This is a genomic window from Oleiphilus sp. HI0080 (assembly GCF_001635135.1).
Window position 1 is genome coordinate 1 of the sequence record NZ_LWFU01000275.1, and the last position, 10,186, is coordinate 10,186.

Annotated in this window: 12 protein-coding genes, 1 other RNA gene and 1 pseudogene; 3 read left to right on the forward strand and 11 right to left on the reverse strand. The window is 48.0% G+C overall.

From position 1 onward, the window contains the following. The 7 genes and pseudogenes from A3751_RS02865 to rsmI form a co-directional block, all read right to left on the reverse strand. Positions 1 to 456 (reverse strand): annotated as a pseudogene (locus A3751_RS02865) (penicillin-binding protein 2); the annotation flags it as partial. Between the two features lie 18 nt (positions 457 to 474). Next, entirely contained in the window at positions 475 to 876 is a 402-nt protein-coding gene (ftsL, locus tag A3751_RS02870; protein ID WP_082863019.1) for a cell division protein FtsL, read from the reverse strand. Continuing rightward, a complete protein-coding gene (gene rsmH, locus A3751_RS02875; protein WP_068451848.1) occupies positions 869 to 1,807 on the reverse strand; it encodes a 16S rRNA (cytosine(1402)-N(4))-methyltransferase RsmH in 939 nt (312 codons plus the stop codon). Before rsmH ends, ftsL begins: the two co-directional genes overlap by 8 nt. After that, positions 1,807 to 2,250, reverse strand: coding sequence for a division/cell wall cluster transcriptional repressor MraZ (gene mraZ / locus A3751_RS02880; protein WP_068451851.1), 444 nt, complete (start codon positions 2,248 to 2,250; stop codon positions 1,807 to 1,809). Before mraZ ends, rsmH begins: the two co-directional genes overlap by 1 nt. Positions 2,251 to 2,548: 298 nt before the next feature. Continuing rightward, an RNA gene (gene rnpB / locus A3751_RS02885) (RNase P RNA component class A) lies at positions 2,549 to 2,896 on the reverse strand. 47 nt (positions 2,897 to 2,943) lie between these two features. Further along, a complete protein-coding gene (locus A3751_RS02890; RefSeq protein WP_156492227.1) occupies positions 2,944 to 3,624 on the reverse strand; it encodes a hypothetical protein in 681 nt (226 codons plus the stop codon). Positions 3,625 to 3,703: 79 nt separating this feature from the next. Continuing rightward, entirely contained in the window at positions 3,704 to 4,555 is an 852-nt protein-coding gene (gene rsmI, locus A3751_RS02895) for a 16S rRNA (cytidine(1402)-2'-O)-methyltransferase (protein ID WP_068451855.1), read from the reverse strand. 153 nt (positions 4,556 to 4,708) lie between these two features. Here rsmI and A3751_RS02900 point away from each other — a divergent pair, with 153 nt between their 5' ends. From A3751_RS02900 to A3751_RS02910, 3 genes are read left to right on the forward strand one after another with little or no spacing between them, the layout of a single operon-like run. Further along, complete coding sequence (locus A3751_RS02900) at positions 4,709 to 6,418, forward strand: penicillin-binding protein activator (RefSeq protein ID WP_068451858.1); 1,710 nt, start codon at positions 4,709 to 4,711, stop codon at positions 6,416 to 6,418. A gap of 17 nt (positions 6,419 to 6,435) precedes the next feature. Next, positions 6,436 to 6,798: a YraN family protein gene (locus A3751_RS02905; protein WP_068451860.1), complete on the forward strand. Its 363-nt coding sequence runs from the start codon at positions 6,436 to 6,438 to the stop codon at positions 6,796 to 6,798. Then, on the forward strand, positions 6,795 to 7,385 hold the full coding sequence (locus A3751_RS02910) for an SIS domain-containing protein (protein WP_068451863.1): 591 nt from the start codon (positions 6,795 to 6,797) through the stop codon (positions 7,383 to 7,385). The genes A3751_RS02905 and A3751_RS02910 overlap by 4 nt, the downstream gene beginning before the upstream one ends. 7 nt (positions 7,386 to 7,392) lie before the next feature. Here the strand turns inward: A3751_RS02910 and A3751_RS02915 are convergent, their stop codons facing one another. The 4 genes from A3751_RS02915 to A3751_RS02930 all read right to left on the reverse strand — a co-directional run. Beyond that, on the reverse strand, positions 7,393 to 7,794 hold the full coding sequence (locus A3751_RS02915; protein WP_082863021.1) for a ClpXP protease specificity-enhancing factor: 402 nt from the start codon (positions 7,792 to 7,794) through the stop codon (positions 7,393 to 7,395). A 21-nt stretch (positions 7,795 to 7,815) separates the two neighbouring features. After that, positions 7,816 to 8,445 (reverse strand): glutathione S-transferase N-terminal domain-containing protein, encoded by a 630-nt coding sequence (locus A3751_RS02920; RefSeq protein ID WP_068451868.1) that lies wholly within the window; start codon positions 8,443 to 8,445, stop codon positions 7,816 to 7,818. Positions 8,446 to 8,601: 156 nt separating this feature from the next. After that, positions 8,602 to 9,360 (reverse strand): cytochrome c1, encoded by a 759-nt coding sequence (locus A3751_RS02925; RefSeq protein WP_068451870.1) that lies wholly within the window; start codon positions 9,358 to 9,360, stop codon positions 8,602 to 8,604. Then, positions 9,357 to 10,186: cytochrome b N-terminal domain-containing protein (locus A3751_RS02930; protein WP_068451876.1), on the reverse strand; the 830-nt coding region annotated here is incomplete at its 5' end. The genes A3751_RS02925 and A3751_RS02930, both read right to left, overlap by 4 nt.

Consider the following 10,186-nt stretch of genomic DNA (forward strand, 5'->3'; position numbering starts at 1 on the left):
CTCTCGTCGGCTGTAAATACCAGTGAAGCCCAGCTGCATGGCTTGCCGGGCTTCGTGAGGAGATGTCTTACGCTTGAGATAAACAAACTTCTTGGAAGTGTTAGACTCTAGTCGTTTCTTAAGCCACTTCTTGTTTACACTGAGCGCCGAGGCAAGTCGGGCATACTCCTTTTCATTGAGCTCTATCTCGCTAGGATTGGCGTAGATTGTTTCAACCGCTGCGCTAATGGCTAAAGGATCTCCATTTCGATCGGAGATAGTTCCGCGATGCCCAGGAATCCTTTCGTAACGAATTGAGCGCACATCGCCCTGATAGGATAAAAAGCTCTGCTCAAAAATATGTAAATGGACCGCCCTACCAAGCAAAGTCAGAATCACAAGCGTCAGCATGGCTAGCAGCGCATAGTAGCGCCACATGATCATAACTGGTTCTTGGTTTTCGTTTGACGAGTTCACGGTCGTTCCAATGCCTACCTATTTAACCAACTCGATACTGCGCACATCCGGCAGCACCATTTCTAATTCTTGAGCAGCGACACTCTCGATCTGACTCGGAGAAGTAAATGCACTCTGCTCCAACAGCAGCTGCGCCCATTCCAACTGCAACTGGTCATTTCGCTCTTGCAACAAAGCTTGCTCCGCAAACAACTCTCGCGATATGTGAGAGGAGTAGACAACGCCCAGCGCCGTTAAAACCATCACTAGCACCAATCCCAAAGAGAGAATTAGCTCGCGAACTGGGAGAATTCTCCAAATGGACTGTATCCGCCCTAATAGTGAATCGGGCAGCAACTCACGATCAAACAGCGGCTTTACACTTTCTCGAATCGCATCCGCATGCCGCACTCTTACTAAAAAACCTAGAAGCTCAATCATCACTTAACTTCTCCAGTACTCGCATCACAGCGCTGCGAGATCGAGGGTTGCGTTCTATTTCTTGCTTGGCGGGCTTCATTGCCTTACTCATCAACTTAAATCTTCGCGTTATATCACTTTCCAACACAGGAACTCCCGGTGGCGGTTCGTCACCCTTCGCCATTTTCTTCATGAACCGCTTAACCATTCGATCTTCAAGCGAGTGGAAGCTAATAACCACCAAGCGCCCGCCCACTGAGAGCGCATCACTGGCATTCTCCAAAAACAGCTCCAGATCATTCAGTTCCTGATTCACCTCAATGCGAATCGCCTGAAATGCTCTAGTGGCAGGATGCTTATGCTTCTCCCAAGAAGGGTTTGCCTCGGAAACAACATTGGCGAGACGAGCCGTTGTAGTAATTGGAGCAACACCTCGCTCTCTTATAATCGCCCCAGCAATTCGCCGCGCAAACTTCTCTTCACCGTATTCTCTTAACACCCGAATCAACTCAGGCTCTTCTACCTTTGCGACCCATTCGGCTGCGCTAAGACCTCGACTGGTATCCATCCGCATATCGAGCGGCCCATCATTCATAAAGCTAAAGCCGCGCTCTGCATCATCTAACTGAGGCGAAGACACTCCTAGGTCAACTAAAATTCCTGTCGCTCCCGGCCAAGAGCGTGCACCCACATAATTCTTCACTTCTGTAAACGAGCCGTGCTCNATAGCAAACCGACTATCCATCGCAGCCAGCTCAGTCGCAACGCGCACTGCTTCTGGGTCTTTGTCTATGGCCACTAACTGACCTTGCGCTGACAATGACTCTAGAATCAATCGAGCATGACCTCCACGCCCAAATGTCCCGTCGACGTATCGCCCGCCTGGGTCAGACACTAAAGCCTTAACGGCCTCTTCAAGTAGGACGGTGACGTGCGCCGAGTCAGTCGACATTAGAGCGACAAACCGTGAAACTCTTCAGGCAACTCATCGTCTGCTCCTGATTCATCCAACCACTCGAACCAGCGCTCCTCACTCCAAAGCTCAAATTTCTTACCTTGACCAACGAGCATGGTTTTCTTTTCTAGTCCCGCGTATTCGCGAAGCGTCGGCGGCAATAGAATCCTTCCGTTCGCATCCATCTCGAGAGGCGTTGCATAGCCAATCATCAACCGCTGTATTCTGCGCGCAGCTTTATTAAGCGAAGGGAGACTTTCTAGCTTTGGGAGCACCTCTTGCCATTGGTTCTCTGGGTAGACCAACAGGCACCGCTCTTCGGTATGAGCAGTCACGACGACGCGACCACCACAAAAAGACGACAACGATTCCCGAATTTTTGTCGGAATCGCCATACGCCCTTTGGCGTCCATGTTGATTGCGTGGCTACCTAGAAACACCCAATACCCTCAGAATTATTATAATTTGGTAAAAAATACCAAAAAAACCCACGTTTCACTACTTTTCCCCACTATAGAAACTCAATAGTGCTAAATCAAGCAAATAAACGCAGCATTTTTAAGGGCGTCGCAGCTATAACAGTAGGTTTGGGAGCGTAACCAAGCAGAGCAAGGGAGGAAAAAGAGACTAATATCTAGCATTTTCAGTAGCATAAAATACAAAGCTAGAAATTACTTTAAGTTTAATAACGTTTTATTGAGATGCGCGCCAAAAAGAGCGCAAAGAGATCTATAGAAGAAAAAGAGCTTGCCTGTAAGCCGGGTTCTGTCGAGGACAATCATTCATCTAGGCTAGCCGTCACCAACTAGCTCAAGCAACCTACCCAAATCCAGCGCGAGCCACGCCATCGGATTTCTATTTGGTCTTGCTCCGAGTGGGGTTTACCATCGCCACGAACTGTTGCCAGTCGCGCGGTGCGCTCTTACCGCACCTTTTCAACCTTACCGGCTATACAAGATAGCTTAGGCGGTACACTTTCTGCTGCACTTTCCGTAGGCTCACGCCCCCCAGGCGTTACCTGGCACTCTGCTCTATGGAGCCCGGACTTTCCTCCTCACAAAGTAAGGCGATTGCCCAGCAAGCTCTGGGCAAGTGTAACCAGATAGAAATGGATAGCAAGAATTATTAGTGAATCAGAAAAGTGGCTTGTTCTCTTCACGAAGCGAGGTAAGACGATTTGCATTTTCCGATGAGCGATCAAAAACGAAGCCAGCCCCGGGGTTTCGATCATAGTCACTGAGATCATTATTGATCGAAACCCGCTCCTCGAATGAGGTATCAAAGAACCGATCCTCTGGGATTAGCTCGCCAAGCTCATCTCGCTCAATCGTGCGCGCTAAGCGCCTCTCTTCCTCTTCATCCTCGCCTTCTAACTCGTTGAGCTCTACGACATCGTCGGGCGGCTCGCTCTCTAGCCCTCCCTCATCCAAAATGGATCCACCTGCCTGCGGCAGCTGCTCTACAAAGCCCACCTCAAAACCTGATCCAGACGACTCTCGCCGATCATCAGCCCAATCTTCAATCTGATTTAACAATACAGAGTCTAATGACTCCCCTGAAGCCGAAGAACCATTTGCACCTTCTGACAATTGATATGGCAAAGCGTCGTATCCGTCAACAACAAGACCCGCCGCAGGCGCGCCCGCTACATTAAGAAGATTTTCTGCCGACCCCGAGGCAACAGCCGAGACAGAGTCCATGGCGCCTTCAGATAAAATCTCAAAAGCGACTACAGACTGAAAAGGACAAACAGCAAAAAGAATATGCGCCGTTAAGCGAAAACAGCTCTGTTTGCTTCGGCATAACCATTCCATCGATTCACCTAGCATTATTTATTGTTGGTTAGATTCTGTTCTATTTTACAGTTTTTAACAAGTAACTAAGGCATCTAGATCACTCTATCAAAGATTGGTAAAGCAACTTTTTGTTTAGCCCATAATGGTCCGCTACGATCATCGCCGCTTTCTTGGGAGGTAACTCTCTTGAAAGCGCATTCAGCAACCTTGCCGGCTCCTCCCCTATCTCGTTCGTGACTTCTTGCCGCCAACCTTCGACAATAAGAACAAACTCCCCCTTCTGCTGGTTAGCATCCGACGCGACTAAACCTAGAACATCTTCAGATGGCCCAGACAGAAAAGTCTCGAAAGTCTTCGTAAGCTCCCTCGCGATGGTAATCTGCCGCTTCGGCAACAACTCGGCCACCACCTTTAACGTGTCGACAATGCGGTGGGTTGACTCGTAATAAACACACGTTCTGGGCTCGCTCTTCAATATCTCTAAAGCATCCCTCTTGGCTTTCGACTTCACCGGTAAAAAACCCTCAAATGAAAAACGATCACAGGCTAAACCGGAGGCACTCAGCGCCGCAATAAGCGCGCACGCACCCGGAACTGGCACGACTTTCAACTCTCTTTGCCTAGCCTGAGCAACCAAAACATAACCAGGATCAGAAATGAGAGGCGTACCCGCGTCAGAGACAAGCGCTACCGAGCCACCAGCCGCGACAAGATCAAGTAGATAAGACGCCTTATCCCGCTCGTTGTGATCGTGCAGAGACTGCATATCTTTAGTCAAACCCAAATGTGAAAGAAGTTTTTTTGTATGACGCGTATCTTCCGCTGCAACCAAGTCGACGCCTGCCAGGGTTTCAATTGCTCTATGCGTTATATCTCCAAGATTTCCTATGGGTGTGGCTACGATATACAGTGCAGATTCCAAACTTCTTATCCTCGCTTTAGATTTCAGCTATCATAGCAGCTTCACCTCTCGCTACTATACTTAAGCATGAAAACCCTTATTCTTAGATTGTCCCTAACCATCCTTGCCTGCGCTCTTTTATCCGCCTGCAGCACACCTAAAAAACAAACTCGCACCGATATAAAACAGGGTGCTACCACAATGCTCAGCGAAGAAGAAAAGCTATTGTCAGAGGCGCACAACGAAAAAGATCGCCAGCGAAAAAGTGAACTTTACCTTAGCTCCGCAAAGCTCTTTTCTGAAAAAGGGCTCGATGCGCAGGCGGCGCATACAATTGGTCTCGTTGAGGTCGGCTCACTTTCCGCGCAATCTATCACCGATTTTCGACTTTTACTCATCGAAACCAGTCTAAGGACCGGCAATCTTTCCGTGGCAAAAGAACAACTTGGTTTAATCTCTTTAAGTGACGCACTTCAAACAACACTAAGCAGACAAGAAAAAATTGTACGGCTCATTGCCAGCGCATATAGCAAAGTCGAGCAACCTCTAGACGCTGCTGTATTGCTTGCTGATTACGAGGGCGTATTTGGAGTAAATGAAAGCGCACAACTCAACGAAGAAATATGGCTTCTATTTCAACGAAGCAGGACAGAAGACTTAGTTTCCTATACATACTTCGGCGACAATCCAAACACGATTGCATGGCTTGAGCTAGCGCGTCAGGTAAAGCTCAATCAAAGCAGCATAGATGACCAATTTAGCGTACTCGACGGCTGGATGGCACAAAACCCAAACCACCCCGCCACGCAGTCCCTCCCAATGGAATTGGATCTACTATCTCGCTTGCCCGAAACAGCGCCGGATAAAATCATTCTGGCCCTCCCACTATCGGGCCCATTGGCGAATATTGGAACCGCAATCATGGATGGCTTTCTCGCTGCGCACTTCCAATACCAGCAGCACGAGAGCAAGCTACGGATCGAAACCTTTGACACTGCCGAGCTCGACATCGAAAAGCTTTATCTTAATACTCAGCAGAGCCTGCCAGATAAAACCTTGGTAATCGGCCCAATTACAAAAGAAGACATTGAAAAACTCTCCGAGGTTAGCCCTTTGTCGCTTAATACTTTAGCGCTCAACAATCCACCAAACACGCCTTATCAGCATCGCTTATTTCTGTTTGGACTCGATCCAGAACAGGAAATGAGCCAAATCAGCGGGCGAATGAGCAAGCAAGGCATGCAGCGCGTAGCAGTTATTGCTCCAGATACCCAAAGAGCAATACGCCTCAGCCAAAGCTTTGAGGAAGACTTTGAATCCATGGGAGGACATGTGGTTTCAAAAGCTTACTTTGGCGCGGATCGCAGCCTCGCACAAACGGTTGCAACAATGCTTTCAACGGCTGACAGCAAGCAGCGCAGCCGAAAGCTTATGAGAGTCACCGGGCTCGCCCTAGAAACCCGACCAGAGAGACGAAATGACCTAGATGCGATTCTAGTGCTAGGCAACCACGAAGACGGCAAACAGATAAAGCCCCTCTTGGCATTCAACTTCGCACAAGATCTACCAGTCTTTGCTAGCTCTAGCATACACACACCCGGCCGAGTTGACGCAAACAATGATCTTAGCAGGGTACAGTTCCCTGACATTCCATGGGTATTCACGCAATCGAACCCTTTAAAAGCCCAGATCGAAACGACGCGCCCCGCGCTCAGTGACAGATACGCGCGATTCTACGCGCTCGGTGCCGACGCCTATCTTCTTGCCCCCCGACTCCCAATACTGAGAGAGATACCGAACAGTTTCGCTCAGGGGCTTACAGGCAAGCTAAACGTAAACCCTGACGGTGTTGTAGAGCGGGCACTACAATGGGCCATGTATCGCAGGGGCAAAGCCATCACGATTAACTAAAGCAGGGAGCAATCAAAATGCGCTCAAAAGGATTTGAGTTCGAAAACAAAGCAAAGCATTATCTGCAAAGCAAGGGATTAAAGTTAGTCTTACAAAATTATAGCTGCAGGCTCGGAGAGATCGATCTCATCATGCTTGATCGCTCAACCATCGTATTTGTTGAAGTGCGCTATCGAAATACTGCAAAATATGGCTCAGCACTTGAGAGCATTACCTCTAACAAGCGCAGCAAACTACTCAAAGCTGCCAATCACTATCTGACCAGTCGAGCCGATACAAGCAGACCCTGTAGATTCGACGTAATCGCATTTGACAATAAAAATAACGAGACAGAGGTATCCTGGATCGTTTCCGCCTTTGGAGAGCCAAGCTACAGATGAGCGAATTAACACCGGTTACCACCTATCTTTGCGATGCCATCGACAGCACTGCGGAGAACATTCAGGCCGTTGCTTTACAAGTAGATTCAGCCGCTGACCTAATAGCTAAATCGTTACTTGATGACAAAAAGGTGTTGATTTGCGGGAGCGGATTCGCCGCACCTATTGCGCAAATCCTCACCACCGGACTAATGGATCAGCATGAGTTTGAAAGACCGGGCCTTCCGGCGATCAACCTATCGGCAGATTCAGTCACGATGTCATCAGTCGCAAAGAATCAGGAAAGCGGGTTTGTTTTTTCAAAGCAGATAAGGGCGATTGGGTCGGAAGGCGACTGCCTTATCGCCTTCGCACTAGACGATAATACAGCAGACATTATTAAAGCCATCGAAAGCGCTAACGAAAAAGGCATGCGAATCATTATATTTAATTGTGGCGCAGCTCTCGGCGGACTTGCTACTCAGCACAGAACTCAAGAAGTTTCGTTCAATACCCCAAGCCTATCTAGAGCACTCGAACTCACACTTCTCAGCTCCAACACATTGATTCGATGCATCGAGTCACGCCTATTTGGCATTCCTCTGTAACGAAAGACTACTTAACGATTTTAAGTGAAGGTTTGTGCGACGATGGAGCGTCATCACCTTCAGTAGGGGCCTCATCAAACGGCGGAGGCTCTGGCGCTCCAGGCTCAGCACCAAAAACCATTCCCTGCCCATTCTCTTTAGCATAGATCGCCATTACAGCAATAATAGGAACATAAACTTGCATTGGAACACCGCCGAATCGTGCTTGAAACTCAATCGCACGATCCTCGATGCTCAAGCTATTCACGGCACCAGGGCTAATATTGAGAATGATCTGACCATTGGTAACGTAGTCCTCAGGCACATGAACACCTTGAACACCGGCATCCACCACCAAATAAGGGGTGAGACCGTTATCGATAATCCATTGGTTTAATGCTCTAACTAGGTATGGCCTACTTGGGGTCACACCATCCTCCTCTATTGTCGCCTAGTGGCGCATTTCAGCTTCAACTTCCGACAAACTCTCTTTGAAAGATTCCCTTGCGAACATACTATCCATGTAACGCAAAATTGGCTTAGCAGCCGCCTCATTCAATTCGATTCCAAGAACAGGTAGACGCCATAGAATCGCCGCCACACAGCAATCTACAATCGTAAACTCATCGCTCATGAAAAACGGCTTTTCAGCGAAAATTGGCGCGGTCGCCAAGAGACTCTCTTTGAATTCTTTGCGCAAACCTTCAGCCTGCCTGCCATTCGGATCCGCAAGAATACCATCAACCAACGAACACCAGTCTTTTGCGATTCGATACATCATTAGACGACTCTGTGCACGAGCAACAGGGTATACAGGAAGCAATGGCGGGTGCGGAAAACGCTCATCCAAATATTCCATCATGATATCCGCTTCGTACAACACAAGATCTCGATCAACCAACGTCGGGAGCTCATTGTATGGATTGTGATCAGCAAGCTCTTCAGGCTTCTCATCTGGATCTACATCGATAATATCAACTGCTACACCTTTTTCGGCGAGAACGATCCGTACTCTGTGACTATAGTGACTATTACCATCTGAAAAAAACGTCATTGACGACCGCTTGGTCACAACTCCCATTGGGCTTCCTCTTGCTGCTGATGGACAAAACATGTCCAAAGATAAAAACTGGCCGAATTATACACGATTACATCAAGCCGGTATAACCCTCAAACTATTCCAAACAAAAAAGGCTGTTGCCCGCAGCCAACAGCCTTTCTTCAAACACAATATTACTTAGTGAATATCGCGCCAGTACTCTTTGTTCAAGTAATAAACAAACACGAACAAGAACGCGAGAAACACCAATACATACAATCCAAGCCTCTCGCTCTGAACACGCGACGGCTCACCGACGTACTCTAGGAAGTTTACAAGATCATATATCGCTTCATCGTACTCTTCCGGCGACATAGAACCTTCAACTGCGTAAGTTTCACACCCACTACTCTTAACGATATTACCTGACAAAGGATCTACCTCAGGCTCAATACCCAACTCAGGTGCGTCAGCACAAACCCCCTGAAGCCCTTCCAAAACGTGAGGCATGCCAACGTCTTTAAAAACAACGTTGTTTACGCCGTAAGGACGTTTTGGATCAGCATAAAAGCCGCGCAGATAACTATACAACCAATCTGCACCTCGTAAACGAGCCACTAACGTCAAATCTGGAGGCGGATTACCAAACCACACCTTTGCTTGATCACTCGCCATAGATATCGTCATTAGCTGACCAATTTTTGCTTCGCCATCCAATAAATTCTCTTCGAAAATTTCATTTGGAATGCCTAAATCATTTGCTGCGCGCTCATAACGCGAATAGCCTAGAGCATGACAACCGAAACAGTAGTTCGTGAACAGCGCTAAGCCTCGCTGCATAGACTCCTGATCACGAATATCCGTTTTAATATGATCGAGAGGGACCGACGCGCCACCGGCTGCAAAGGCTCCGCTCACACTAAATGCGAAAACTAATGCTGTAATTATTCTCATCATTTCATTGTCACCCTTTCTGGAACCGGCTTAGTTTTCTCAATGCTTGTGTACCAAGGCATCAACAGGAAGTAGGCGAAATAGATAACCGTCAAGACCTGCGCTAAAAGCGTTCTTCCGGGCGTAGCGATAACGACACCTAGATAGCCAAGAATACAAAATGCGATTACGAACAAAAGAAGCGCAATCTTACTCAAGTTACCTTTGTAACGCATTGAGCGAACAGGACTTCGATCCAACCAAGGCAACACGAACAGAACCGCGATCGCAGCCCCCATGGCTACCACACCCAAAAATGCATCAGGCACCGCTCTCAGAATCGCGTAGAACGGCGTGAAATACCAAACTGGCGCTATATGATCTGGAGTTTTCAAAGGATTTGCCGGCTCGAAGTTAGGCTTCTCTATGAAGTACCCGCCCATCTCTGGAAAGAAAAACACCACCGCACAGAAAACAAACAAGAACACAACAATACCGACTAAATCATGGACAGTGTAGAACGGGTGGAAAGGGATACCATCTTTCGGAATGCCGTTCTCATCCTTGTTCTTCTTGATATCAATCCCGTCCGGGTTGTTCGAACCCACCTCGTGAAGCGCGAGGATGTGCAAAACAACAAGCGCCAAAATAACGATTGGTAAGGCAACTACGTGCAAAGCAAAGAAACGATTTAGCGTGATACCTGAAATGAGATAATCGCCACGAATCCACAGAGCCAGATCTTCACCAATAAAAGGAATTGCACCAAAGAGGTTAACGATTACCTGAGCACCCCAGTAAGACATTTGCCCCCACGGAAGCAAATAGCCCATGAATGCCTCAGCCATCA